Here is a 24,753-nt window from a genome sequence, read left to right on the forward strand (position 1 = left end):
CGATGACGGCAGCAAATTCAACGAAAGCGTTAGCTGAACTGACGCCATCGCTGGCAAGCCAGCTCCCACACAAAAGCGCTCCACAGGGAGCGTCATCACCAGACAACAAAAACAATCGGACGCCCATCGGCAGTCCGCCTGGAGAAAATCTATGAGCCTCAATGTAATGGAGGCGGGCGTGAATCCGTCCGTCGATCACGACGCCGAAAAAGCCCTGGTCAGCAAAGTTGCCTGGCGCCTGATGCCGCTGATCATGGTCTGCTACCTGTTCGCCTTTTTCGACCGCATCAACATCAGCTTCGCCAAATTCCAGTTGCAGACCGACCTGAGTCTGAGCGACACCGCGTATGGCTTGGGCGCCGGGCTGTTCGTGGTCGGTTACGTGCTGTTCGAAGTGCCGAGCAACATGATGCTGTACAAGGTCGGCGCGCGGCGCTGGATCGCGCGGATCATGATGTCGTGGGGCGTGGCGACGGCGGCGATGGTCTTCGTCAACAGCGAATGGCAGTTCTATGCGCTGCGCTTCGTCATCGGTGCGATGGAAGCCGGGTTTGCTCCGGGCGTGCTGTATTACCTGACGCTGTGGTTTCCGCAGCACTTCCGTGGCCGCATCACCTCGATGCTGTTTCTCGCCTCGGCGTTTGCCGGGCTGGTCGGCGCACCGTTCTCAGGGCTGGTGTTGCAACACCTCGATGGCGTATTGCAGATGCGCGGCTGGCATTGGTTGTTCCTGCTCGGAGGCGTGCCGTGCATCGCGCTGGGTTTTCTGGTGCTGACGCAGCTGAAGGACCGCATCGAGGATGCGCACTGGCTGACGGCTGACGAGAAGAAATTGCTCTCCAGTCGCATCGCTCATCACGAACCACACAAGAGCGGCGGCTCATTGCTCGCGGCGCTGAAAATTCCCGGGTTCCTGACGTTGGGTTTGATCTACTTCCTGATCCAGGTCGCGTCCTACGGTTTGAATTTCTGGGCACCGCAATTGATCCGCAGCGCCGGCACCGAAAGCCCGGTGATGATCGGCCTGCTGACCGCCATTCCGTACATCTGCGGGGCGATCAGCATGGTGGTGATCGGACGCTTGTCCGACGCCACCGGTGAACGGCGCAAGTTTGTCGCCGGGCTGGTGATCGTCGGCGCGATCGGCTTCTTCAGCGCGGGAATCTTCGCCAGCCACACGACCTTCCTGATCGTCGCGCTCGGCCTGCTCGGCGCGGGCATCATCGCTTCGATTCCGAGCTTCTGGACCCTGCCACCGAAACTGCTGGCGGGCGCCGGTGCCGGCGCAGCGGGCGGGATCGCGGTGATCAATACCCTGGGGCAGTTCGGCGGGATCGTCAGCCCTGTCATGGTCGGACGCATCAAGGACCTCACCGGCAGCACCACCCCGGCGCTGTACGTCATCGGCGTCGCCGCGCTGATTGCGGCCGCTTTGCTGTTGTGGGGCTTGCCGCAGAAGTTGCGCACGCTGGATAAGTTCTGAGACTCGCGGCGTCTGTGATGACGCCTTCGCGAGCAGGCTCGCTCCCACTTTGGAATGCGCTTTCCTGTGCGAGCGTGCCTGCTCGCGAATTCCGACTTCAGACACATGAGAAGATTCGCTGGCCAGATCTGTTGAATCCTCCGATGCAGAAAGGGATAGTGCGCGCCTGGAAATATCTTCAAGGAGCAGGAAATGACAGTGAAGTCAGTATGGATCAGCGCAGCGCTCTGCGGGTGGTTCATGGCTGGGCAGGCCTGGGCCGATTGCACACCGCCGGCGGTCAGCGCGGAAGCGGATTTCTCGCTGTGCAAAGAATGGCCGGCTTATCCGTCGCTGACGATTATCGCGCTATCGACGTTCGTGCCCGATCCGGTCTATGGCCATGACGGCAGCGTGGGCTCGTACGATCTGGATCTGGCTATCATCACGGCCGGCAGCCCCAAACCGCTGGCGACCTATCATCAGCGGTCGGCGTTTCTCTCCGATGCCATCGCGCTGGAGAGTCTGGAGCTGGATACGGCGCGTTATAAACTCACGCCCGACCTCCGTGCCTTCGGCGTTCGCGCCCATTTCAAAGGCTCGTCACGCGTCAATCCGCTGGATGAAACCCTGCTGTCGCTCTACGTGAAAGAGGGCGACAAACTGCGCCCGGTGCTGGATCGCTTGGTCGCCTACAGCTTCAGTGGCGAATGGGATGGCAATTGCGCCGGAGAGCGCTCGGAGACGGTGCGTACGCTTGAGATGGGCAAAACCAGTTCCCATGGTTACGCCGATATCATTGTCCGCTCAGTCACCATGGGCCTGGTCGGTGAGGGGCCACCCGACACCTGCGAATCGAAAACTACCCACGAAAAGCCGGTGCTGACCACGTTGCGCTATGACGGACAGCAATATTTCGTTCCCGAAAATCTGAGAGGCTATTGAAGGCGCGTCGTTCTACTTCCTCGATCCCGACGGGCACAAGCTGGAAGTCCACGTCGGCGATTTGCAATCGCGGCTGGCTACGTGTCGGCAGAAACCGTACCCCGGCATGCGTTTCTGCGACGAACCCTGATCCGCTTCAATCGCGGTGATATAGACTCTGCGCCACGTGTTCTGGCGCTTGCAGGTTTCTCATGACTCCATCATTGCTGTTGGCCGTTCTGGCTTCGGGTTTCATCTACGGGATCACGCCCGGGCCGGGCGTGCTGGCGGTGTTCGGGATTGGCGCGGCCCATGGCCGGCGGGCCGGGGCGGGGTTTCTGTGCGGGCATCTGCTCGGCGATGTGATCTGGTGCAGCACCGCGCTGGTGGCAATCGTCGGCGCCCGCGAGATCGGCAGCACCGCGTTCGATGTGCTCGGCGTGCTCAGCGCGTTGTACCTGTTCTGGCTCGGCTGGCGTGCGGTGCGTGCCCAACGCCGCAATGGCGACGAGGCGCAAGGGGCGGCGCGGCAGCCGTTCTGGCACGGCATCGTCTTCGGCCTGACCAATCCCAAGGCCTATCCGGTGGCGGTGGCGACCTTTACGGCGCTGTTGTCGAGCCGCGCCGAACTGCTCAACTGGTCGATGCTACCTGCACTGATCGCCCTGAGTTTCATCGGCGGCGCCCTGGCCTACGCTATCCTCATCGGCGTGGTCGGCGCACAGCGAGTGCGCATGGTGTATCAGCGGCATGAGCTGCTCATCACGCGTTTATGCGGCGTGATGTTTATCGGCTTCGCCATCAACGCGTTGATGCACGCGCTGCCGGGGCTGCTGCCGAACAAGACTTGATGGAATGGGCAGGGACGCGCAATCACGATCATGGATGATTGAAATCGCTGCACTGCGCGGACAATCGTTAGAACCATGGCAAGCCCAAACCCTGCGCCGCTGGCGAGCTACATTGACCTGTTGCTGGACGCCGTTTGCGCGGTCGACAAACAGGGCCGTTTCGTTTTTGTCAGCGCTGCCTGCGAGCGGATTTTCGGCTACACGCCTGACGAACTGATCGGCCGCTCGATGATCGAGCTGGTGCACCCGGCTGATCGCCAGCGCACCCTTGCGGCCGCTGGCGAAATCATGGGCGGCGACCCGAAGCACAATTTCGAGAACCGCTATCTGCGCAAGGACGGCAGCGTCGCGCACATTTCCTGGTCGGCGCGCTGGTCGGAAGTCGATCAACTGCGCATCGCCGTCGCCCGCGATATCACCGAGCGCAAGCAGGCCGAGTCGCGGCAAGCGGCGTTGTACGCGATTTCCGAAGCGGCGCACGCGGCGGAAGATTTGCTGGCGCTGTTCAAACGCATCCATCTGCTGATTGGCGAGTGGCTGCCGGCGCTGAATTTTTCCGTGGCGCTGTACGACGAACACTGCGCGCAGCTGAATTTTCCCTATCACGTCGACGATCACGAATTGCAGCCCGAGCAGCCCGGCACCGTCATCGGACGGCTCTGCGCGCAAGTGATCCGCAGCGGCCAGCCGATGTTGCTGACGCCGGACAGCGCCGATGCCACGCCCGATTTTGCTGAGCTGGTGGCGGAACAAAACGCGCCTTGCTGGCTCGGCGTACCACTGAACTCAAAAAACGGCACCATCGGCGCCTTGATCGTCAAAAGCCTCGCTGGCGGCGAACGCTACACCGAGCAGGACAAGGAACTGCTGCAATATGTCTGTGCACAAGTCGCCACGGCCGTCGAGCGCCAGCAACTGCACGCGCGGCTCAAACGCATGGCGCAATACGATCAACTGACGCAACTGCCCAACCGCGAACTGCTGCGTGATCGGCTCAAGGCAGCGCTGGCCCATGCGCGAACCGGGCACGGGCGCATGGCGCTGCTGTATGTCGATCTGGATCGCTTCAAACAGGTCAACGACACCCATGGCCATGCCGTCGGTGACATGCTCCTGCAAACCGTGGCCAACCGGCTGAAAGGCTGCGTGCGTGAAACCGACACGGTGGCGCGTATCGGTGGCGATGAGTTCGTCGTGCTGCTGCACAGCGTGCATGCCGCCGGCGATCCCGACAGTGTCGCCGGAAAAATCCGACAGGTTCTGGCGCAGCCCATGCGCCTCGACGGGCATGACTTGTGGATCGAATCGAGCATCGGCGTGGCGCGCTTTCCTGAACACGGCGAAGAAGAACAGCAACTGTTTCGGCATGCCGATCAAGCCATGTATGCGGCCAAACGCCTGAATCATCGAGCCTTGGGAAGCTGAAGCGAGCGCGCCGTTCGTCGCGGTTCAGGCAGATTTTCTAAACCTTTGACCGCTAAAGCATTCCTAATTGAGGCGGACAATTGTCCGCCGCGACTATTTGAGCTGCGGGCGAATCACGGCCCGTTTGAATTTTCCACGAAGGAGGGCGCGACCATGAGCCGGATGGCCACCCGTTTACGTAACGTCAGTTTTGCAACCCTGCTGGGCCTGTGCGCCAGCAGTGCGTTCGCCCAGTCGCCTGCCGAATTCATCAACGATGCCTCCGCCAAAGGCATGGCCGACATCGAAGCAAGTCGTCTGGCCCACGGCAAGACCGAATCGAAAGAGGTCAAGGATTACACCATCGTTGTGATCAACGACCGCACCACGGCCAACCAGCATCTGGCGAAAATCGCCAAGAAACTCGACCTGCCGGTTGCCCCCCGCGAAGAACTTGCTGACAAGGCCAAAGAACTGATGCCGGAAGTGAAGGACGGCGCGACATTCGATCAGGCTTACGCCGCCAGTCAGGTCAAGGCGACCGAAGAGGCCATCACCCAGATCGAGCAACAGGCACAGACCACCGACGTGCCGGAAATCAAAGCGTTTGCCGATGAGACTTTGCCGAAACTGCAAAGCCATCTGGAGAAAGCTCGAGCGTTGCAGGCCAGTCGCTAACTTCGCCTTGTTGGTGCAGCGCGAGCGAAACCTTCAGTTGAAATGCGATGCCTCCCCTGTGAGAGCGAGCCTGCTCGCGAAAGCGGTGTATCAGTCAATGATGTTTTGACTGACCCTGCGTCTTCGCGAGCAGGCTCGCTCCCACAGGGTGTGTTTACTTGCTCAGCACTCATTCAAATCCTGCTTTGGCTTGCTCTTGTCGCCAAGCCCCTCAAGATCAAACACCTGATTCTCACCCAGCGCGCGGTAATGCCGGCGCAGCGCTTCGAGCTGCTTCAGATCCAGCGCCTCCAGCCCGAGCATCGCGTTCTGCGCTTCCTTGTTCACTCGCAACAGCTCATCGAGTTTCAAATGCAGAATGTCGGTATCGCGGTTCTGCGTGTTCTGAATCAGGAACACCATCAGGAACGTGATGATCGTCGTCGAGGTGTTGATGATCAGCTGCCACGTGTCGTTGTAACCAAAAATCGGCCCGCTCAACCCCCACAGCCCGATCAGAATCAACGCCCCCATGAACGTCTTCGGGCTACCGGCCCACAGGGCAAGTTTCTGGGCAATCTTTGCGAATTTCATGATGGAAGTCCTTGTTTTGGGAGCTTGAAATTCAGACATCGGTGTTGTGCTGAAAATTCTAATTACAAATAACCGGGCCGGACGCCGGAGGCGAGGCGAGCTCATCGGCCTTATCGCTGTATGGTATGGGCAGCTGCACTTCCCGGTTTCAAGCCATGCCCCGACAGGAGAACGCAATGAGTTGGTCTGCCAAGCAATACGTCGCTTTCGAAGATGAACGCACCCGCCCGGCCCGTGATCTGTTGGCGGCGATACCCACCGCGCAGGCCCGGGCGGTGGTGGACATTGGTTGCGGACCGGGCAATTCCACCGAATTGCTGGTGCAGCGTTTTCCCGATGCGAGCGTCAGTGGCCTCGACAGTTCGGCGGACATGATTGCCGCCGCGCGCAAGCGCTTGCCTGACGTGCAGTTTCAGGTGGCCGAGGTCGACAAATGGGCTGACGAGGGTCCGTTCGATGTGATCTTCGCCAATGCGGTGCTGCAATGGGTGCCTGATCACGCTTCGTTGCTGCCAGCCCTGGCGAGCAAGCTTTCAGGCGGTGGCAGCCTGGCGATCCAGATGCCGGACAACCTCAACGAACCGTCCCACCGCTTGATGCGTGAAGTCGCCGCCAATGGGCCGTGGGCGAGCAAGCTCGCAGACGCTGCCGGGCAGCGCACCGACATGGCCAGTGCCAGTGAGTATTTTTCAATGCTGCGGCCGCACTGCGCGCGGGTCGATGTGTGGCGCACCACCTATCACCATCAACTTCGCGATGGTGCAGCGGGGGTGGTGGAGTGGTTCAAGGGTAGCGGGTTGATTCCATTCCTGAGCCCATTGACCGAGGAGGAGCGGGCGCAGTATCTGCAGCGGTATCTGGCGGAAGTTGCCAAGGCTTATCCGGCCTTGGCTGACGGCTCGGTGCTGTTGCCGTTTCCACGTTTGTTCATTGTTGCGACCCGCTGAAAATATTCATTCGTCTAGCTCGTTTTTTATCGTGAGTTCGACGCATTGGTTCAGGTCGGCGTAACTCGCAAGAACAACCCGATCGGTCCCCTCTCCCTCGGGAGAGGGTGAGGGTGAGGGGCTCGCTGGGGCAGTGATGGGTTTAGAAGCCCGGCCAGGATTGACCAACGGTTGCACATGTACCTTCCAGTCAGGCTTCGCCTGCACTTGATGGTGGCTGTGCGCATGGCACCCTCGGGTGCGCCGGGTTTTGGACTTCCTACCGGTCTGCTAACTTGCGTACAGCTGCCACCCTTTCGTATAGCAGCGGGATGGTTGCAGTTACCACTACAGGAAGATTCCATGTTCAAGGTAACGCCAAATCCGCCGGAAACCGATCCGGCTTCTCCGTACGAGTCCCTCGATTCGAAAAAACTCCACGAAGCCGCCGAACGCGCTCTCGACCACTATCTCATCCCGCCGCAAACCAGCTCACCGCCATACCAGGCCAGCAGCATGTTCATGGTCAATCCAGGCACCGACACCGAGTCGCTATTGGTCAACGCCAGCGAATCCCTCGGCTCGGCCAGCGTCATGCTCGGCGACTTCGCCGCCTTGCTCGACGGCAGCCAGCGCAAACCCTGCTCGGCATCGCCCAGGTCGTCATGCTGGGCGAGCTGGCGGTGAATCAGGTGTTGGATAATGTGGTGCCGGTGGGTTAGCCGGCGTTGATTTCCGAGTAAAAAGTAACCGGTCGTTGCGACCGGTTTTTCGGCTAGTGCAGCGTCAAAACCGCTGATCAATACCAGGTTTGTCCTCTTGAAAGGGCTCGGAAGGGGGAATCGGGAATTGCTGCTCCTCATACTCGCCCACCCGCCGAGCGAGAATTTCCAATTCATCGCCTTCCGGCGAGTTCATCTCAGCGCCCCAAATCTGCTCGATACGCAGCAATGCTGCGGACAAGTCTTCAGTGCTCCGAATGGGTTTGATGTCCATAAATGATGTCCGCTTTGGTAACCACATGAGCGGCGATCTTGAACGGCACAACAAACGCTGTGTTCATCATTACGTTGCCAAATATGACTGCATTGCGGAGAGTCAGATTCGCGGTGACAAAAGCGGCCACGCGTGACCCAACCGCGTAATCCTCAATGTCAGCTGTGTAGCAATCAGAAGATCTCTATTGCTCCACGAAATTAGTGAAATTTTTCAAAAATGGTCATATCTGATCCTTAAGGGAGGTTAGATGGCTACAATGGCTCTATTAAGATCCTTAAGAATTGGAAGGGTTTGCCATGTCATTCATGCATTTGCTTCACTCGCCGGCTGAGATCGCTAGAAATGTCGGAGAAAACGCCAAAATCCTGCGGCTCTCCAAAAACCTTTCCCGCAAGACGCTCGCAGAAAAGGCGGGGGTTTCCGAATCCACCATCAAGCGATTCGAAGCGACCGGCCTCGTGACGTTGGAGGCTTTGATCCTGATAGCCACTGCGCTTGATGAACTCAACGCTGTGACCAGGCTGTTCAAACCAGAGCAACCGAGCTCGCTGGATGAGCTGAAGAATGCCAGGCGCAAGAGAGGGATGCGCTGATGATCAAGCCTTTCAAACACACAGAAGCGCTGGATGTTTTGAAAGAGGGCGCCAAGGTTGGTGAGCTGGTCAGAGTCGCGGGCCGGGGGATTTACTTCGCTTACGATCCGGGTTGGCTTGCCACTGGCTACAATCTTTCGCCGCTGACAATGGCTTGGGACGAAAAGCCCCAGTTGGCCAGGAACACCAGCCTCTTCGAAGGGCTACACGGACCATTCGCCGATTCACTGCCTGACGGCTGGGGCATGCTGCTGATGGATCGATATTTCGACAGCACCTTCGGTGACGGCACCCACCTTACCCTCACAGCGCTTGATCGCCTTGCTTATATGGGCGAGCGCAGTATGGGGGCGTTTGAATATCAGCCGAAGGCGGAAAAAACAGAGCTCACAGGCCCTTTGGATATTTGCCAACTCTACGAAGCTTCAATCGAAGTTCAAGAGGGTGAGACCCCTGCTGTGCTTACCAAATTGCGACTGGCCGGTGGCTCACCGGGGGGCGCACGACCGAAGGCAATCGTGGCGCTGTCTGCCGACAAAAAACACGCAATTTCGGCCTTTGATGCCCTGCCCGAGGGCTATGCACATTGGATCGTGAAGTTCAGGGCATTGTACGAACCGATTGAAACCGGCGGCATTGAACTCGCCTATGCCGAGATGGCTCGTGCCGCCGGAGTGACCATGGCTGAATCGGATCTTCTGGATGTGCAGATGCCTGGCGGCGAGGTTGAGCGTTTCTTCGCAACCAAGCGCTTCGACCGCGACGGCGAGCGCAAGATTCACATGATGACCGTCTCGGCGCTCATGTACGCGGACTACCGCGCATTGTCATCCATCGACTACCCGAACCTGCTCAAGCTCACTCAGGTGTTGACCAGAAGCTCCGTCGAAGTGGAAAAGATGGCCAGGTTAATGATCTTCAATGCGCTGTCTCACAACCATGACGACCATGCGAAGAACTTTGCCTTTCTCTGCCACAATCCTGAAAAAAAAGGCGAGAAAGAAACCTGGACGCTGTCCCCGGCATACGACCTGACTTTCGCAAACGCCATGGGCGAGCACACCACTGACTTCGGTGGCCGCACTCCCGGCACGCCTACGCGCAAGCGAATCATGGAGATCTGCAAGGATTACAAATACCTCAAGGCCGAGGAATACATCGAGCAGACTCTCGCAGCGCTCGCCGACTGGAAGAAAGTATTCACTCGATTGAATGTCCCGCACAAAGCCGGGGAACCGATCTTCAATGTACTGGCGAGGCTGCATCAGGATTTCGAGAAGTAATCCGGGGAGGAGGGGCTCAGCGATCTTCTGGAAGTCTTCACCGCCAACACGCTTCAACTTCCAGACACAAAAAAACCGGCCATCAAGGCCGGTTTTTCATTTCTGCATCCCCCGTCAGACAACACAACGCGAGATCAATATTCGGTGGAGCGGGTAGAGGGAATCGAACCCTCATCTAAAGCTTGGGAAGCTTTCGTTCTACCACTAAACTATACCCGCTCAGAGCGGCTGACTTTGTACCAGACTCGGCCACGGATTTGAAGTTTTCTTTTCTCTGCGAGGGCTTTGCCACGCAGAAAACGGTCGATCGCGAGCAAGGGCTGCGCCGGTGCAACAGGCACTTCAAGCTTGCAGCCTTGCCCGCGATGACGCTGTTTCAAATGGCCAAAGCATGTTGATCCTGCACAAACGAGTAGCGCGTTCGGCTGGCTTGCGGCGCAGGTTTCAGAAAGCCGAGCAGGGCGTTCTGGCTGTCGCGGCAGGCGGCCTTGTGCTCCATGTCGAGAAAGTGTCCGGTGGCTTGCAGGGTGGTGAAGCTGCTGTGGGCAACGTGGTTGCCGAACAGTCGCGCATCCTCGGCGGCGGTGTATTCGTCCCATTCGCCGTTGAGAAACAGCACCGGCACGTTGATCTTTTTCGCCGCATTCAGATAGCACTGGCGATCGCTGTGCAGCACGTCGTTGATATGAAAATGCATCTGTCCGTATTCATGCTCGGCGAGACTGCTGACGTGGCGATAGTTGAAACGCTTGAACAGCGACGGCAGGTGTTTGCCGATGGTGTTGTTGACCAGATGGCCGACCCGATCGCCGTCGCGGCTGCCGAGGTAATCGACGCCGCGCTCAAGGTAATCGAGCATGTGCGCATTGATCACCGGGGAGAACGAGCTGATCACGGCTTTTTCGATGCGCCGGGGCTGCTGGGCGAGGGCGACCAGAGTGGCGGCGCCGCCCCAGGAGAACGACAGCACGTGTTCGGCGGCGAAGTGGTCGATCAGCTCCAGCAGAATCTGCCCTTCGACTTCCTTCGTCAGATGTTTCTCATGCCGGTTGTGGGCTTTTGAGCGGCCCGCGTAGGGCTGGTCATAGCAGACCACGTTGAATTGCGGGTGCAGGTTTTTCACGGTCTGTGCAAACGACGCAGTCGTGGCCATCGAGCCGTTGACCAGAATGATGGTCTTTTCTGCGGCGTCTGCGCGATAGAACTCCGTGTAAACCCGATACTGACCCTGTATATCCAGCACAGCGATTTCTGGCCTCATGTCATAAGACTCCTGGCAAGCAAGCGGGTATGCGCGCAATCGAGATTGCACGAGCTTTGTGACAGGTAGGCATACGCCTGAAATTTGCTGGCCCATGTCGATCCGGTACGGCAGGTCGACGGGTGTTGTTATTGGCGGGCAGATTGCCGGCTGAGGCGCAGCCCTTGAGGGCAGACGACCGACAAAAAGTTTCTTGGAAGTATGTGGTGACTCATCGGTCACATTTCGGCCGACGTCCTGATTCAAGCAGGGGACTCAGGATCACGCAAGTGCCGTCGGCGAATTGTTCGACAACTTCGGCTGAGCGGTCGCCGGCTTAGAACAAATGAATCTCTTCGGTGCGCAAAGCGCGGTACTCGCCCGTTTTTAGCGCGTGATCGAGGGTCAGTTCGCCGATGGATTCGCGGTGCAGGCGCAGGACTTTGTTGTTGAAGAACCCAAACATGCGCTTGACCTGATGGTAGCGGCCTTCAACGATGCTCAGCCGTGCCGAGCGTGGGCCGAGCAGCTCAAGCTGTGCCGGTTGCGTGGTCAGATCTTCGAAAGCGAAGTAGATGCCCTCGGCAAATTTCAGCGCGTAGCTCGGGTCGATGTCCTGTTCGGTTTCGATGTAATAGACCTTCGCCAGTTTGGTTTGCGGCTGCGTCAGGCGCCGCGACCAGGCGCCGTCATTGGTGATCAGCATCAGCCCGGTGGTGTTGAAATCCAGACGCCCGGCGATGTGCAGATCGTCCTTGTGCGGTTCATCGAGCAGGTCGAGCACGGTCGCATGCTGCGGATCGCGGGTGGCGCTGACGCAGCCCGGCGGTTTGTGCAGCATGAAATAGCGAGCCGGCTTACCGCTTTGCAGCACCTCATCGTCAACTTCGACCCGGCTGAATTCCAGTACGTCACTGTGCGGGTCGCTGACGACTTTTCCGTCAATCCGCACGCGCTTTTCCACCAGCAACAGGCGCACCTGCTGACGGTTGTAGCGGGGCAGATTGCTAAGGAAACGATCGACACGCATGGTCAGAATTCAACGGACAAAGGGCCGCGCATCTTACGGGATCGGCCGCCGGTCTGCTTGCAACTGCGCTTCGACCTGGGCGCAACGCGGGCACAGGCAGGCTTGATTGCGCAGCGCGGCCGGCAGCGCTTCGAGCACCGCCGGGTCGATGGTTACGCCATAGCACCAGCATTCGCGGTCGGCGGTGCGCGGGTCGGCGAGGCTGCAATCGTTGCGCGCACCGCAGGCCGGGCAGTGGTCGGGTTTGACGTCGTTATCAGGCATAGGTCGAGTGCGGCATTTCCATGCAGGTGCAGTTGCGCCCGGTTTGCTTGGCGCGGTACATCGCATGATCGGCCCGCGACAGCAGGGTGTGCAAGGTGTCATCGTGTTGCACGGTGGTGGCGCCGATGCTCACGGTCAGATGCAGGCTGTGGCCATCGTAGGCATATTCGTGTTGCTCGACGTGCTGGCGGATCTTCTCGGCGATTTTCTGCCCGGTCTCGCCGTCGGTGTCTTTCAACAGAACGATGAACTCTTCACCGCCCCAGCGGCAGACGATATCGGCGTGACGCAGGCAACTTTGCAGGTCGCGGGCGAAACCGATCAACACCTGATCGCCAGCCATGTGCCCGTAGGTGTCGTTCAAGGCTTTGAAGTGGTCGAGGTCGAGCAGCAACGCGGTCAGCGGCTTGGTTTCCCGTTGGGCCTCGTGCAGCGCTTGCGCAGCGAGGATGTCGAAGCCGCGTCGGTTCTGCAGTTCGGTCAGACTGTCGAGGGTGGCGTGCGCCTGGATCTTCGCCTGGAAGCGCTTGATCACCCGATTGAGCAGCGCCAGTACGATCAACGTCACCAACAGGCAGATCAGCAGATTGAGATACAGCGACTGGCGGATCTCGCTCAGCGCGCCGTCTTCGCGTTTATCGACGAACAGGTACCAGTTCAACTCGGGGATAAACCGCACGTTGAGAAAATGTCCCTGGCCGTGGGTGGAGTATTCGTAGCTGCCGCTGTGCGGCTTGGGCAACTGGCTGACCAGACCTTTCATGCTCTCCAGTTCGCCAAGACTCTGGCCGATGTGCGCGCCTTCCGGACCACCCTCGGCACCGGTCAATACGAGGCGGCCGAAGGTGTCGACGAAGTACACGCTGCGTTGATAGCGCTGTTGATACTTGTCGATCAGCTTGATCACCGCGTCCACGGTCAGGCCCACGCCCGCGGCACCGATGAAGCGGTTGTGGTAGTCGTAGACCTTGTAGTTGATGAAGAACGTCAGGTTGTCCTTGTTGGCCAGATCCGGGTCGACGTTGATCTCGTACGGGTCCTGCATGTCGCGCACGCGGAAGTACCAGGTGTCGCGCGGCTCATCGACTTTGACCTGTTTGAGCACGCCTTTGGCGTGGTAGTAGGTGAGCGTGGCATTGGAAACGAAGAACGCCGTGTAGGCGCCGTAATGGGTCATGACCTCGTCGAGATAGCGGGTCATCTGCTCGGGATTCTGCTCGCCGTTGACCACCCAGTCGCGCATGAACGTGTCACGGGACATCATCGAGGAAATCAGGATCGGCCGGACCAGATCTTTCTGGATTTCCGAATAGACCGTGTCGGAGGTCAGTGGCAGTTCAGTGTTGACGATGTTGTCGCGGATCGACTCGCGGGAAGCGAAATAGCTCAACAGCGAGGTGGCGAGAAACCCGGCGCCGAGCAGGGCGACCAACGTGAGCACCAGTGAACGTTGCGAGTACAAGGGAGAACGAAGCGGCATGGCAGATCCGTTGGCAGTGGCCCGATGGGATGCATTCTAGTGGCACTGCGCGCAAATAACTGCTCCCTGTGCGGCGTGAATGGTCGTTCCTTTATTCGGGGGTGGTGCGCCAGAACCTGTGGGAGCGAGCCTGCTCGCGAAAGCGGTGGGTCAGCCACATCAATGTTGAATGACATACCGCATTCGCGAGCAGGCTCGCTCCCACAGGGCGACAGATTCAGGCCAGGGTTTTGAGGTATGCCCGCCATCCCCCCAAATGACTGATATCCACCGCACCCTCCAGGCCATACGGCTCGCAGATAAACCCGCTCTCCCAGCGCCCATCCGCCAGTTGCACCTTGCCCAACCCGAGCGGCGCCGGAATTCCGGTGAGAAACGAGCCCAGCTCGCTGCTCGGCAATTCCCAGACCTCCACGGCAATCGCCACGCCGCCGTCCTTGACCCGCACCATGCCCGGCCGCAATGGCGGGCCGCCGGCGAGGGCGTGCAGTCGATAGTCCGGCGAACTGAATGTGGTTTCCAGCAAACGCCCGCCACGCTGGGTCAGTTGCCAGTTCAGCGCCAGCCCTTGCAGATGCGCGCCACACACCACCAATCGAGCGCGGTCGTTGCGCGCAGCGTTCGCCGGAGCTGGCAGGGCGCTGTCCTGCTGGCGCTGCAAGGCATCCGCCACGCTCAACAGATACTGATCGGTAAATACCCGCCCGAACAACGTCACGCCCCACGGCAAACCATTGTCCATGAACGCGGTCGGCACGGCGACGGCGGCGTAGTCGAGCAGGTTCATGAAGTTGGTGTAATAACCGAGTTCGGAGTTGCGCAGCACCGGTTCCGCCTCAAGCTCGGCCAGGGTCACTGGACGGCCGATGGTCGGCGTCAGCACGCAGTCGAGATTTTCCAGGGCCTCGTCGCAGAGGGCCTTCAGCGCCTGCAATCGATATTGCGCGCGGAAGGTCTGCACGCCAGTCACTGCCGGAGCCTTGGCCAGCACCGCTCGGATCACTGGCAGCACCGCTTCGGGATTCTGCTCCATCAGCTCACCGGCGACGCTGTAACGCTCGGCGACCCACGGCCCGTCGTAGAGCAGACGCGCCGCTTCGAGAAACGGCGACAGATCCAATTCGACTGCCTCGCCTCCCAAAGCCTTGAGCCGTTCGATGGCCGCTGCGAACAACTGTGGCCCCTCGTTGCAGCCGAAAAATTCAAGGTCCTGTGCCCGTGGCACGCCGAAGCGAAACGGCCGTGGCGCGCCAAATGCCGAGCCGTCGTTCCATGCCGGATTGCCTCGGCTGTATTCATCGCGAGGATCGTGTCTGGCCGTCAACGCCAGCAACTGACTGGCCTCACGGGCGGTCGCGGTGAAGGTGGTTACGCAGTCCAGCGTGCGGCACGCCGGCAGCACGCCAGCGGTGGAAATCAGGCCTTTGCTCGCCTTCAAACCCACCAGATTGTTCAGCGCCGCCGGCACCCGCCCGGAACCGGCGGTGTCAGTGCCCAAGGCAAAACTCGCCACACCCAGCGCTACCGCCAGCGATGAACCCGCACTGGAACCGCCGGACGGATACTCCGCCAGCACGCTGTTCGGGCACGCACCATAAGGCGAGCGGCTGCCATTGAGGCCGGTGGCGAACTGATCGAGATTGGTCTTGCCCAGCGGGATCGCGCCCAGCGCCAACAGTTGCTCGACGATGGTCGCCGACTGCTGCGGCACATAGGCGAACGCCGGGCACGCAGCGGTGGTGGGAATGCCGGCCAGATCGATGTTGTCCTTGATCGCGAATGGCACGCCATACAGCGGCAGACTGTCGAGGTCACGACCGTCGAGGGCGGCCAGATACGGCTCCAGTTCATCGATGCTGAGCAGGTGGATGAACAGGTGATAGTCGGGATTCAGCGCAGCGGCTTTTTCGCGCAGTTGCAGCAGCAGCTGGCGCGGTGTGGTGTCGCCATTGCGGTAGGCCTGGCGCAGTGCATCGAGTTGCAGATTCATCGGTTGATCCTTATAAAAAATGGCTTCAGTCGAGTTCCAGCACCACCACCCGTTGTCCGGCGCGCACCGCCGAACCGGGTTGCACGCGGATCTCTCGCACCACACCGGCCAGCGGCGCGAGCACAGGGATTTCCATCTTCATCGACTCGAGAATCACCAGCACATCGCCCGCCGCGACACGCTGGCCGGCCTCGACCTGCACCTGCCAGAGATTGCCGGCGATGTGGCTGTCGACGCTGTGTTCACCGTTTTCCAGTGGTGCTTCTTCGCTGGCGTCAGGCACGGCTTCTTCACTGTCGAAATGCGCCTGGCCGCTGGCGATCCAGCGCTCGCGTTCAGCTTTGAACGCGCCCTGTTGCTGCGCACGGAAAGCGCTGATGCCCGCGGCTTCCTGACTGAGAAATGCCTGATAGTCGGCGAGGTTGAGCTGGCTGTGTTCGATGTTCAGATCGAAGCGCCCCAACGGGAAATCGCGGCGAATGCGCAGCAGTTCTTCGGCGCTGACCGGGTAGAAACGGATCTGATCGAAGAAGCGCAGCAGCCACGGTTTGCCGTCGAACGCGGCGACTTCGCGATAGCGATTCCACATCTGCAGAGTGCGCCCGACAAACTGATAACCGCCCGGGCCTTCCATGCCGTACACGCACATGTAGGCGCCGCCGATGCCGACCGAATTCTCGGCGGTCCAGGTGCGTGCCGGGTTGTACTTGGTGGTCACCAGACGATGACGCGGGTCGAGCGGCGTGGCCACCGGCGCGCCGAGATAGACGTCGCCAAGGCCCATCACCAGATAGCTCGCATCGAACACCGTGCGCTGCACTTCGTCGAGATTCGGCAGGTCGTTGATGCGCCGGATGAACTCCAGATTGCTCGGGCACCACGGCGCGTCCTTGCGCACGGTGGTCATGTATTTCTCGATCGCCAACTGACAGGCCGGGTCGTCCCACGACAGCGGCAAGTGCACGATGCGCGAAGGCACCTGCAAGTCCTTGGCGGCGCACACCGCGTCCCATTCGCCAGCGACGATGCCGAGCAGATCGGCCAGCGGCAGTTGCTCGGGCTGGTAGTGCACTTGCAGCGAGCGAATGCCCGGGGTGAGGTCGATCACCCCATGCAGGGCCTGGCTTTCCAGCGCCTGCATCAGCGCGTGGGCGCGAAAGCGCAGGACCAGATCAAGCTCGGGCTCGCCGATTTCCAGCAGTAAATGAGTGTCGCCAGAAACCCGTGCAACAAGTCGCTGATCGCCTTGGCCCAACGCCAACACCACAGGCGACACCAAACCCTGTGGGAGCGAGCCTGCTCGCGAAGAGGCCGTGTCAGTCAATATCGATTTGTCTGGGGCGACGCTTTCGCGAGCAGGCTCGCTCCCACAGGGTGCATCCCATTTCAGGGCGAGATCGCGGGCGGTGCCGAGGTCGACGGGAATGAACTGAATTTTATCGCCCGCCTTGAGCTGCCCCAGCTGCCACAGGTCCGCCTCAATCACCGTCACCGGGCAGACAAACCCACCCAGGCTCGGGCCATCCGGGCCGAGAATCACCGGCATGTCGCCAGTGAAGTCCACCGCCCCGATCGCATACGGATTGTCATGGATGTTCGACGGGTGCAGACCCGCTTCACCGCCATCCTCACGCACCCACTCAGGCTTCGGTCCGATCAGGCGCACGCCGGTGCGGCTGGAATTGAAGTGCACTTCCCACTGGGTCGCGAAGAACGTGGCGATGTAGTTTTCGCTGAAGTATTCCGGTGCGCCGTGCGGGCCGTAGATCACCCGGATCTGGCGCACGCTCGGCAGCGTGGTGATGTGCTGTTCGGCCAGTTGCTGGCCGGCGCTGTGGTCGGCCAATGCCGGCACATGCAAGACGTCACCGGCCCTCAACGCGCGCCCGCCATGCCCACCGAACTGGCCGAGGGTAAAGGTACTTTTGCTGCCCAGATAATCCGGCACCTGCACGCCGCCGCGCAGGCACAGATAACTGCGCGCGCCGGCGCCGCTGATGCTGCCCAGTTGCAATGTCGCGCCGGCCGGGATCAGCAGCGCGGTGTTCATCGGCACCGGTTCAGCGTCAAGGGTCAAGGCAATCGGCGCGCCGGTCACCGCGACCACCGCGTCACAATTGAAGCGCAGGATCGGCCCGCTCATGGTGATTTCCAGCGCGGCTGCGCCTTGTTCATTGCCGAGCAGGCGATTACCCAGACGCAGTGCTCGGCTGTCCATCGGCCCCGACGGAGGCACGCCGACGGCCCAATAACCGAGGCGGCCGGGATAGTCCTGCACGCTGGTCTGCGTGCCGGCGCTGAGCACTTCGAAGGTGTTGGCGTGATAGAGCAGATTTTCCAGGCAACGGGTCCACGGCTGGCCGCTGGCGAATGGAGTATCGAGGAGAATCTGCCGCAGGTAATCGCGGTTGGTTTCCACGCCATACAGCAGGCTATCGCCCAGTGCCTGATGGAGTTCGGCGCGAGCCTGTTCGCGGCTCGGCGCCCACGCGATGAGCTTGGCGATCATCGGGTCGAAATACGGCGGGATTTCCACGCCGGCCTCGACCCAGGTGTCGATGCGCAACTCAACGCCGTTGGCTGGCGGAAACTGCACAGCGGTCAGCAGGCCCGGGCTTGGCTGAAAATCACGCCCCGGATCTTCCGCGTACAGACGTGCCTGAATCGCATGGCCCTGCGGTTCCAGGCCTTGATACAACTCGTTCAGCGGCGGCAGATCACCGGCGGCCAACTCGATCATCCAGCGCACCAGATCCACGTCCCACACCTGCTCGGTGACGCCGTGCTCGACCTGCAAGCGCGTGTTCACTTCGAGAAAATAGAAGCGCTGGGCCTCGCTGTCGAAGACGAATTCGACGGTGCCGGCGCTGCGGTAATTCACTGCTTGCGCCAGTTTGATCGCCGCTGCACACAGCTCATCGGCCATGCCTTCGGGCAGGTTCGGCGCCGGGGTTTCTTCGAGGACTTTCTGGTTGCGCCGCTGCACCGAACAGTCGCGCACACCGAGAGCGATGACTTCACCGCAGCCGTCGCCGAACACCTGCACTTCCAGATGCCGCGCGCGTTCGATGTACTTCTCGATGAACACCCCGGCGTCGCTGAAGTTGTTCTGGCCGAGGCGTTTCACCGCTTCGAATGATTCGCTCAATTCACTGGCGCTGCGGCACACGCGCATGCCGATGCCACCACCGCCAGCGGTGCTTTTCAGCATTACCGGGTAGCCGACCTGTTCGGCGGCGCTCAGCGCGCAATCGAGGCTGTCGAGCAGGTCGGTGCCTTCGAGCATGGGTACGCCGTGCTGTCTGGCTAATGCGCGAGCAGTGTGCTTGAGGCCGAACATCCGCAATTGCTCCGGCGTCGGCCCGATGAAGGCGATGCCCTGCGCTTCGCAGGCTTCGGCGAACGCTGCGTTTTCCGAGAGAAATCCGTAGCCGGGATGAATCGCCGTGGCGCCGCTTTGTTTGGCAATAGCGAGGATTTTATCGACGGCCAGATACGTCGCGGACGCCGCGCCTTCGCCGAGGCTGTACGCTTCAGCGGCCTGGGAGATGTGCAGGCTGGCAGCATCGGCTTCTGAGTACACGGCGACGCCTTGGGCCTTCAGCACGTTGATCGTGCGCAGGATGCGACAGGCAATCGCGCCACGGTTGGCGATGAGGATTTTTTCGAACATGGCATAACCCCTGAAGGGGGAGCGGGCCGTCCCGCTGTTTTTCGACAGACATCCGGGCCGTCCCGGATGGAAAAAACACACTTCACTCAAACCCACCACAAACACCCTGTGGGAGCGAGCCTGCTCGCGAAGGCGGTGTATCAGCCACATCAATGCTGAATGACACGGCGCATTCGCGAGCAGGCTCGCTCCCACAGGGGTTAGGGTTGTCTGGTGGATTTCAGGCACTGCCCGGAACGCGCCTGGCACAGGGCAAAAAGCCAACGGCGTAAACGGCTGATGGTCAGTTCCATACGAGCAACTCCGCCGGGGTCGGGTTGTAGGCATTGCACGGGTTGTTCAACTGCGGGCAGTTGGAAATCAGCACGATGACGTCCATCTCCGCGCGCAAATCAACGTACTTGCCCGGCGCGGAAATACCGTCCTCGAAGGTCAGCCCGCCATCCGCCGTCACTGGCACGTTCATGAAGAAATTGATGTTCGGCCCGATGTCGCTCTTGCTCAATCGGCCGTCGTGGACGCAGGCGCGCAGGTAGTTGTCGCGGCAGCTGTGCATGTAGCGTTTTTCCAGGGCGTAGCGCACGGTGTTGCTCTCTTGCGCGCAGGCGCCGCCGAGGGTGTCGTGGCGCCCGCAGGTGTCGGCAACGATGGTCAGCATCGGCTGGCCGAGGTTGGAATACAGCACGCTGCCGGTGCTCAGGTAGACGCTGTTCTGCCGGCGCAAGGTGCGTTGCACGTCGTAGCGTTCCTTGGGGTTGGCGAGGCTGTAGAACAAAGTGTCGACTGCCTGATTGCCTTCCAGATCGAGGATGCGCAGGGTCTGCCCGGCCTTGACTTCCATCAGCCAGGGCTCGCCGGCGGGAATGGTCGCGCGGTAGATCGCGCTGTCGGCTTGCTTGTGCGAAGTGGCGATTGCGAGTGACATGGCAGCGATCCTCAGGCGAACAAACGGTCGGTGTTGGTGAAGCCGCGCTCGTTCTCCGGGCGCGAAGTGCGGCAGTGTTCGGCGACGCTGGCGTCGGCGTTCATCCAGCTCAGCTTCAAGGGTTTCGGGGCGTATTCGGGGGACGGGTCCATCGGATGTTGCAGGGCGGTGAGCACCACCAGGGTGTCCATCGGCGCATATAGCTCGATGTAGTCACCGGCCTTCGAGTTGCCTTCGACGAAGTGGAAACGCCCGGCCTCATCGACGTTCACACGGCTGAACAGGTTGAGTGTCATCAGCAGGTCGGACAGGCCCAGGCCCCACTTGCCGAGCTCCACCAGCAGGTTGTCGGTGCCGTTGCGAAAGAAGCCGTTGCGCAGTTCCTGGTAGCGGCCCTGACCGTATTTTTCGGCGACTTCTTGCGCGCAGAGCACGCCGCCGAGGCTGTCGCTCCAGCCGCAGGTGTCGGCGGTGATCGCGGCGAGCACGCGGCCCATGTCCGAGTACAGGCAGTGGCCGGCAGTGAGCTTGGCGGTGTGTTGGCATTTGAGGCTGTCGGGCAGGTTCAGCCGCTCGGTTTTTTCATTGGCATTGAGCAAGGTCAGGCTGACATTGGCGCCGCCGCGCAGGTCGGTCAGGCGCAGCAATTGGCCGCGCTTGAGCACGAACGAACGGTGGCCGCCGCCCGGCAGCAGTTCTTCAGCGAAGGGTGGGAATAGTTGGATTGAATCAGTCATTGGAGCAGTCCTCTCAAGCAGTGCGAAGGGTGCCCGCCAGCGGCAGCGGCAGGGCCTCGACGGCGGCGCGCTGGGCGCGGCGGTCGCTGTTCAACGGGATGTCGTAGGTGATGCGGGCGCCATAGGCGCCGGGGGCGTGCGGGTCGAGGCGCACCTTGTCGAACACCAGCAGGCGCGTGCCGAGGCTGAAGCCTTCGGACAGGTCGTGGGTGACCATGAACACCGTCAGTTGCGTCTCGCGCCACAGCTCCAGCAGCAGCGCGTGCATGTCCTTGCGGATGCCCGGATCAAGCGCGCCGAAGGGCTCATCGAGCAACAACACGCGCGGCTTCATGATCAGCGCCTGAGCGATGGCCAAGCGTTGCTGCATGCCGCCGGACAGCTGTGCCGGGTACTTGTCCAGCGCATGGCCGAGGCCGACTTTTGTCAGCAGGGCTGCAGCCTGCTCGCGCGCCTCGCGTTTGGCGTTGCCGAACAGCCGGCCAAGCAAGGGCGCGCGCGGCAATTCGAGACCGAGGGCGACGTTGTCGAGCACGCTCAGGTGCGGGAACACCGAGTAGCGCTGAAAGACCACGCCACGGCTGGCATCCGGCTCGCTGGCCAAGGGCTGGCCGTCGAGCAGAATCTCCCCGCGACTGGCGGTTTCCTGGCCGAGCAACAGGCGCAGGAAGGTCGATTTGCCGCAACCGGAGGCGCCGACCAAGGTGCAGAACTCGCCTTCGTTGACGTTCAGGTTCAAGCCTTCCAGAACCACTTGATCGGCGTACTGCTGCCAGACGTTCTTTACTGTGATGAAGCTCATTTCGCCGCTCCCTCATACCAAGGGAAAGCGCGCTGGGTCAGCTGCTTCAGGCCCCAGTCCATCAGCCAGGCCAGCAGGGTGATCCACACCACATAGGGCAGGATCACGTCCATGGCCAGGTAGCGCCGCACCAGAAAGATCCGGTAGCCGAGGCCATCGGTGGAAGCGATCGCTTCGGCAGCAATCAGGAACAGCCACGCCGAACCGAGCATCAAGCGCAGCGAGATCAGCAAGCGCGGCAACAGCTGCGGCAAGACCACGCGCAGCATCAGCGTCCAGGTCGAGGCGCCGAGGGTCTGCGCCTTGATCAGCAGTTCGACCGGAATGTCGCGGGCACGCTGTTCCAGATCCCGGGCCAGCGCCGGGGTGATGCCAATCACGATCAGCATGACTTTCGACAACTCGCCCAGGCCGAAGACGATGAACAGAATCGGCAGGATCGCCAGCGGCGGCACCATCGACAGCACCGTCAGCAACGGCGACAACGGCGCGCCGAACAGCGGCAGGGTGCCCGCCGCAATACCCAGGCAAAGACCCGCCAGCGCCGCGATGCCGAGGCCGATGGCCAAACGGCGCAGACTCGACGCGGTGTCTTGCCACAACAGATATTCACCGGTGCGGCTGTCGGCGTTGAAGGCCAGGCGTTTTACCGCGTCGCTCATCTGCACGGCGCTGGGCAGCAGTTTGTCGTTGGGGTTGTCCGCCAGGCGCTCGGCCGAGCCTGTGAAGTAGGCGAACAGCACGAGCGCGAACGGCAGGATCACCAACAACAGGCGACTCGGGCGATCGGGGTGGCGATTGATCAGGCGCATGGCCAAATCCTCCGTGGCTTACAGCTTGGCGTCGGCGGCCATCTGCACGTAGGTCGGATCGAAGCGCAGCTTGAGATTGGCGGTGTCGCCGCTGGTCACGCCGTTGGCGAAGGACATGCCGACCGCGCTCGGGTCCTTCGCGCCTTCGCCGAGCAGACCATGCTCGAAGGAGAATTCCGCGACCTTGCGCATGGTGTCCGGCAGTTGTTTGCTGGTGGCGAAATTCAGCGCTTCGCTCGGCGTGGCGAACAGTTTTGTGGTGTCCAGTTGCGCCTGGAAGCCGGCGAGATCAGTACCCGAGGCCTTGGCCATGTGTTCCAGCGCAGCTTTGCTCGCGGCATTTTTTGCGTTCATCAAAGCGACCACTTCGAACCACGCGCCAGTCAGCGCTTTGCCCAGTGCCGGGTTGTCTTTGAGGGTGGCGCTGTTGACCACCATCATGTCCATGATCTCGCCGGGGATCTGGCTGGAATTGAACACTTCGGTGACGCCGGGTTTGGCCTTGATATCCGAGAGCATCGGGTTCCAGGTGGTCACGGCGTTGACGTCGTCGGTGTTGAATGCGGCGGCAATGTCGGCGTCGGAGGTGTTGACCACTTTCAGGTCTTTCTCGGTCAGGTCCACCGAGTCCAGCGCGCGAGCCAGCAGGTAATGGGAGACCGACAGCTCGACCAGATTGACGTCCATGCCCTTGAGGTCGGCGACTTTCTTGCCTTCACCCTTGAGCACGATGCCGTCGTTGCCGTTGGAGAAATCGCTGACGATCAGCGCGGTGCTGTCAACGCCGCCGGCAGCGGGAATGGTCAGCGCATCCATGTTGGTCATGGTGCAGCCGTCGAACTGGCCGGCGGTGTACTGGTTGATCGATTCGACGTAGTCGTTGAGTTGCACGACGTCGATCTTGATCCCGTATTTCTTCGCCCATTTGTCGACGATGCCCTGGCTGCCGGCGTATTCCCATGGCATCCAGCCGGCGTAGATCGTCCAGCACACGCTGAAGTGGTCTTTCTGGGCGGCGGAAGATTGCGTGCTGATGAGCGCGGCGAAGGCGGCGGCGAGCAGGGCGGGGAAACGTAGTCGGATCATTGCGGATTCTCCAGTTGATCGAGGGCGGACAGGAAGGCAACGCGGCACCGCGAACGGTGGCTTGTCTCCCGGGCTTTTGTCCCGCCGTGTAACCTCAACTGGAGGTCGCCAACTCTCGGACCAGCCACTCGCGCTTGCGAGCCGGAACCCTAGTCAGCCATTGCAAATTGTGGTGCCGCGAACCTGTGATGACTCCTGCACGGGTTTGCTAAAGCGAGAGGCGTGCCAAGTCGCGCCGAGGCCTCTGCGGCGGGGATCTGCTGGATTGCCGAGGTGAGCGGGGCGATCGATAGCGCATCGTGGTGGTGCGTGGTTGCACCGTCATGCAGCGTGTTCAGGGTTCACGGGGGGTTGATTTGCGGATTAACAAGATTTCATGATCACTTGTTTCAACTTGTTGCAGAAACGCACCAGATTCCGAAACCGCTGTCTGATTCTTCGACAGTCACGCAATTGCTGACGGTCGCCTGCCAGCGTCGCTGGTGTGGCCAACCCGCGGTCCAGGAGGCCGCCATGTATCGCCGAATCGTACTGCTTGCCGTGATGCTTTTTTTCCCTTGGCGGATGCGTTCCTTATTCCTATGGAGACAGCTACTACAGGTCAGAGGTCTACACATCACCCGCACCGGCCTATTACAGCGGTGGCGGCTCCTATTACCGCAGCGGCGGCACTTATTACACTCAGCCGCGCTACTACCAGCCAGCGCCGCGTTACTACCAGCAACCGCGTTATTACCAGGCACCCAGGCACTATCAACCGGCCCCGCGTTATTACGAAAGCCGTCGCTGGCACGGCAACGATCGCGGACGCTGGGACGGCCACCGTCGGGGCGGTTGGGACAATGACCACCGGGGTCGCGGCAACTATGATCGTCACAGCGGTCGCCGTGACTACAACGGCCGTGGCAACCGCTGGTAAATCACCGCAACGAACAAGCGGCGCATCAAGCGCCGCTTTTTTTGCCCGGCGAGAAAGCGTTCCGTGGGCCATCTCCCAAGGCAATCCCGGAAGCGTCCTACA

General features: G+C 60.8%; 21 protein-coding genes, 1 tRNA gene, 3 pseudogenes and 1 riboswitch. Of the genes and pseudogenes, 11 read left to right on the forward strand and 14 right to left on the reverse strand.

The features are described from left to right. The first annotated feature begins 151 nt into the window (after positions 1-151). The 6 genes and pseudogenes from AB4O12_RS00985 to AB4O12_RS01010 all read left to right on the forward strand — a co-directional run bounded on the left by AB4O12_RS00985 (position 152) and on the right by AB4O12_RS01010 (position 5,319). Positions 152-1,483, forward strand: a complete 1,332-nt coding sequence (locus AB4O12_RS00985; protein ID WP_150636483.1) for an MFS transporter — start codon at positions 152-154, stop codon at positions 1,481-1,483. A gap of 192 nt (positions 1,484-1,675) precedes the next feature. After that, positions 1,676-2,407: a PA3715 family protein gene (locus AB4O12_RS00990; protein ID WP_150636484.1), complete on the forward strand. Its 732-nt coding sequence runs from the start codon at positions 1,676-1,678 to the stop codon at positions 2,405-2,407. Then, positions 2,406-2,537: pseudogene (locus AB4O12_RS00995) on the forward strand (glutathione transferase); the annotation flags it as partial. The gene AB4O12_RS00990 and the pseudogene AB4O12_RS00995, both read left to right, overlap by 2 nt. Before the next feature lie 61 nt (positions 2,538-2,598). Next, the gene (locus tag AB4O12_RS01000) at positions 2,599-3,237 is read left to right on the forward strand and encodes a LysE family translocator (RefSeq protein ID WP_041478891.1); all 639 of its coding nucleotides are present in this window, start codon (positions 2,599-2,601) and stop codon (positions 3,235-3,237) included. Between the two features lie 75 nt (positions 3,238-3,312). Further along, positions 3,313-4,662 (forward strand): sensor domain-containing protein, encoded by a 1,350-nt coding sequence (locus AB4O12_RS01005; RefSeq protein WP_460060147.1) that lies wholly within the window; start codon positions 3,313-3,315, stop codon positions 4,660-4,662. Positions 4,663-4,815: 153 nt separating this feature from the next. Then, positions 4,816-5,319 (forward strand): DUF4142 domain-containing protein, encoded by a 504-nt coding sequence (locus tag AB4O12_RS01010; protein ID WP_073475791.1) that lies wholly within the window; start codon positions 4,816-4,818, stop codon positions 5,317-5,319. Positions 5,320-5,481: 162 nt separating this feature from the next. Here the strand turns inward: AB4O12_RS01010 and AB4O12_RS01015 are convergent, their stop codons facing one another. After that, on the reverse strand, positions 5,482-5,892 hold the full coding sequence (locus tag AB4O12_RS01015) for a low affinity iron permease family protein (protein ID WP_016771301.1): 411 nt from the start codon (positions 5,890-5,892) through the stop codon (positions 5,482-5,484). A 176-nt stretch (positions 5,893-6,068) separates the two neighbouring features. Between AB4O12_RS01015 and tam the strand changes: the two genes are divergently transcribed. Together tam and AB4O12_RS01025 are read left to right on the forward strand one after the other, a co-directional pair. Further along, positions 6,069-6,839, forward strand: coding sequence for a trans-aconitate 2-methyltransferase (gene tam, locus AB4O12_RS01020; protein WP_460060150.1), 771 nt, complete (start codon positions 6,069-6,071; stop codon positions 6,837-6,839). 342 nt (positions 6,840-7,181) lie between these two features. Further along, positions 7,182-7,540, forward strand: a pseudogene (locus tag AB4O12_RS01025) (DUF6124 family protein). Between the two features lie 64 nt (positions 7,541-7,604). Here AB4O12_RS01025 and AB4O12_RS01030 read toward each other — a convergent pair. Further along, on the reverse strand, positions 7,605-7,814 hold the full coding sequence (locus AB4O12_RS01030; RefSeq protein WP_081932519.1) for a transcriptional regulator: 210 nt from the start codon (positions 7,812-7,814) through the stop codon (positions 7,605-7,607). 299 nt (positions 7,815-8,113) lie between these two features. Here AB4O12_RS01030 and AB4O12_RS01035 point away from each other — a divergent pair, with 299 nt between their 5' ends. Continuing rightward, positions 8,114-8,410 carry a helix-turn-helix domain-containing protein gene (locus tag AB4O12_RS01035; protein WP_095180586.1) on the forward strand — a complete coding sequence of 99 codons (297 nt, stop codon included), beginning with the start codon at positions 8,114-8,116 and terminating at the stop codon, positions 8,408-8,410. Then, entirely contained in the window at positions 8,410-9,693 is a 1,284-nt protein-coding gene (locus AB4O12_RS01040; RefSeq protein ID WP_095180587.1) for a type II toxin-antitoxin system HipA family toxin, read from the forward strand. The genes AB4O12_RS01035 and AB4O12_RS01040 overlap by 1 nt, the downstream gene beginning before the upstream one ends. 145 nt (positions 9,694-9,838) lie before the next feature. Here the strand turns inward: AB4O12_RS01040 and AB4O12_RS01045 are convergent. The 12 genes from AB4O12_RS01045 to AB4O12_RS01100 all read right to left on the reverse strand — a co-directional run bounded on the left by AB4O12_RS01045 (position 9,839) and on the right by AB4O12_RS01100 (position 23,732). After that, a tRNA-Gly gene (locus AB4O12_RS01045) sits at positions 9,839-9,912 on the reverse strand. Between the two features lie 157 nt (positions 9,913-10,069). Then, positions 10,070-10,954 carry an alpha/beta fold hydrolase gene (locus AB4O12_RS01050; RefSeq protein ID WP_041478884.1) on the reverse strand — a complete coding sequence of 295 codons (885 nt, stop codon included), beginning with the start codon at positions 10,952-10,954 and terminating at the stop codon, positions 10,070-10,072. A gap of 316 nt (positions 10,955-11,270) precedes the next feature. Then, positions 11,271-11,963 carry a pseudouridine synthase gene (locus tag AB4O12_RS01055; RefSeq protein ID WP_460060153.1) on the reverse strand — a complete coding sequence of 231 codons (693 nt, stop codon included), beginning with the start codon at positions 11,961-11,963 and terminating at the stop codon, positions 11,271-11,273. 33 nt (positions 11,964-11,996) lie between these two features. Continuing rightward, positions 11,997-12,227, reverse strand: a complete 231-nt coding sequence (locus AB4O12_RS01060; RefSeq protein ID WP_041478882.1) for a cysteine-rich CWC family protein — start codon at positions 12,225-12,227, stop codon at positions 11,997-11,999. Further along, positions 12,220-13,707, reverse strand: a complete 1,488-nt coding sequence (locus tag AB4O12_RS01065; RefSeq protein WP_460060155.1) for a sensor domain-containing diguanylate cyclase — start codon at positions 13,705-13,707, stop codon at positions 12,220-12,222. Before AB4O12_RS01065 ends, AB4O12_RS01060 begins: the two co-directional genes overlap by 8 nt. 217 nt (positions 13,708-13,924) lie before the next feature. Further along, positions 13,925-15,697, reverse strand: a complete 1,773-nt coding sequence (gene atzF / locus AB4O12_RS01070) for an allophanate hydrolase (RefSeq protein WP_460060157.1) — start codon at positions 15,695-15,697, stop codon at positions 13,925-13,927. 25 nt (positions 15,698-15,722) lie between these two features. Next, complete coding sequence (gene uca / locus AB4O12_RS01075) at positions 15,723-19,370, reverse strand: urea carboxylase (protein ID WP_460060159.1); 3,648 nt, start codon at positions 19,368-19,370, stop codon at positions 15,723-15,725. A gap of 283 nt (positions 19,371-19,653) precedes the next feature. Then, positions 19,654-20,295, reverse strand: a complete 642-nt coding sequence (locus AB4O12_RS01080; protein WP_122704851.1) for an urea amidolyase associated protein UAAP2 — start codon at positions 20,293-20,295, stop codon at positions 19,654-19,656. An 11-nt stretch (positions 20,296-20,306) separates the two neighbouring features. Then, complete coding sequence (locus AB4O12_RS01085; RefSeq protein ID WP_130929424.1) at positions 20,307-21,032, reverse strand: urea amidolyase associated protein UAAP1; 726 nt, start codon at positions 21,030-21,032, stop codon at positions 20,307-20,309. Between the two features lie 13 nt (positions 21,033-21,045). Beyond that, positions 21,046-21,834 (reverse strand): ABC transporter ATP-binding protein, encoded by a 789-nt coding sequence (locus AB4O12_RS01090; protein ID WP_281892689.1) that lies wholly within the window; start codon positions 21,832-21,834, stop codon positions 21,046-21,048. After that, the gene (locus AB4O12_RS01095) at positions 21,831-22,646 is read right to left on the reverse strand and encodes an ABC transporter permease (protein WP_024011982.1); all 816 of its coding nucleotides are present in this window, start codon (positions 22,644-22,646) and stop codon (positions 21,831-21,833) included. Before AB4O12_RS01095 ends, AB4O12_RS01090 begins: the two co-directional genes overlap by 4 nt. A gap of 18 nt (positions 22,647-22,664) precedes the next feature. After that, positions 22,665-23,732: a putative urea ABC transporter substrate-binding protein gene (locus AB4O12_RS01100; protein ID WP_016771287.1), complete on the reverse strand. Its 1,068-nt coding sequence runs from the start codon at positions 23,730-23,732 to the stop codon at positions 22,665-22,667. A gap of 63 nt (positions 23,733-23,795) precedes the next feature. Further along, a riboswitch (guanidine-I (ykkC/yxkD leader) is annotated at positions 23,796-23,896 on the reverse strand. 349 nt (positions 23,897-24,245) lie between these two features. Between AB4O12_RS01100 and AB4O12_RS01105 the strand changes: the two are divergent. Next, positions 24,246-24,651 (forward strand): annotated as a pseudogene (locus AB4O12_RS01105) (hypothetical protein). The last annotated feature ends 102 nt before the right edge of the window (positions 24,652-24,753 follow it).

The organism is Pseudomonas sp. S2_A05, assembly GCF_054668485.1.

Excerpts from the sequence above, each read along its gene's own strand:
- AB4O12_RS01030 (WP_081932519.1), bottom strand. The coding sequence starts at position 7,814 with ATGGACATCAAACCCATTCGGAGCACTGAAGACTTGTCCGCAGCATTG.
- AB4O12_RS01085 (WP_130929424.1), bottom strand. The coding sequence starts at position 21,032 with ATGACTGATTCAATCCAACTATTCCCACCCTTCGCTGAAGAACTGCTG.
- AB4O12_RS01080 (WP_122704851.1), bottom strand. The coding sequence starts at position 20,295 with ATGTCACTCGCAATCGCCACTTCGCACAAGCAAGCCGACAGCGCGATC.
- uca (WP_460060159.1), bottom strand. The coding sequence starts at position 19,370 with ATGTTCGAAAAAATCCTCATCGCCAACCGTGGCGCGATTGCCTGTCGC.
- AB4O12_RS01095 (WP_024011982.1), bottom strand. The coding sequence starts at position 22,646 with ATGCGCCTGATCAATCGCCACCCCGATCGCCCGAGTCGCCTGTTGTTG.
- AB4O12_RS01100 (WP_016771287.1), bottom strand. The coding sequence starts at position 23,732 with ATGATCCGACTACGTTTCCCCGCCCTGCTCGCCGCCGCCTTCGCCGCG.
- AB4O12_RS00990 (WP_150636484.1), top strand. The coding sequence starts at position 1,676 with ATGACAGTGAAGTCAGTATGGATCAGCGCAGCGCTCTGCGGGTGGTTC.
- AB4O12_RS01065 (WP_460060155.1), bottom strand. The coding sequence starts at position 13,707 with ATGCCGCTTCGTTCTCCCTTGTACTCGCAACGTTCACTGGTGCTCACG.
- AB4O12_RS01055 (WP_460060153.1), bottom strand. The coding sequence starts at position 11,963 with ATGCGTGTCGATCGTTTCCTTAGCAATCTGCCCCGCTACAACCGTCAG.
- AB4O12_RS01050 (WP_041478884.1), bottom strand. The coding sequence starts at position 10,954 with ATGAGGCCAGAAATCGCTGTGCTGGATATACAGGGTCAGTATCGGGTT.
- tam (WP_460060150.1), top strand. The coding sequence starts at position 6,069 with ATGAGTTGGTCTGCCAAGCAATACGTCGCTTTCGAAGATGAACGCACC.
- AB4O12_RS01015 (WP_016771301.1), bottom strand. The coding sequence starts at position 5,892 with ATGAAATTCGCAAAGATTGCCCAGAAACTTGCCCTGTGGGCCGGTAGC.
- AB4O12_RS00985 (WP_150636483.1), top strand. The coding sequence starts at position 152 with ATGAGCCTCAATGTAATGGAGGCGGGCGTGAATCCGTCCGTCGATCAC.
- AB4O12_RS01060 (WP_041478882.1), bottom strand. The coding sequence starts at position 12,227 with ATGCCTGATAACGACGTCAAACCCGACCACTGCCCGGCCTGCGGTGCG.
- AB4O12_RS01000 (WP_041478891.1), top strand. The coding sequence starts at position 2,599 with ATGACTCCATCATTGCTGTTGGCCGTTCTGGCTTCGGGTTTCATCTAC.
- AB4O12_RS01005 (WP_460060147.1), top strand. The coding sequence starts at position 3,313 with ATGGCAAGCCCAAACCCTGCGCCGCTGGCGAGCTACATTGACCTGTTG.
- AB4O12_RS01090 (WP_281892689.1), bottom strand. The coding sequence starts at position 21,834 with ATGAGCTTCATCACAGTAAAGAACGTCTGGCAGCAGTACGCCGATCAA.
- atzF (WP_460060157.1), bottom strand. The coding sequence starts at position 15,697 with ATGAATCTGCAACTCGATGCACTGCGCCAGGCCTACCGCAATGGCGAC.
- AB4O12_RS01035 (WP_095180586.1), top strand. The coding sequence starts at position 8,114 with ATGTCATTCATGCATTTGCTTCACTCGCCGGCTGAGATCGCTAGAAAT.
- AB4O12_RS01010 (WP_073475791.1), top strand. The coding sequence starts at position 4,816 with ATGAGCCGGATGGCCACCCGTTTACGTAACGTCAGTTTTGCAACCCTG.
- AB4O12_RS01040 (WP_095180587.1), top strand. The coding sequence starts at position 8,410 with ATGATCAAGCCTTTCAAACACACAGAAGCGCTGGATGTTTTGAAAGAG.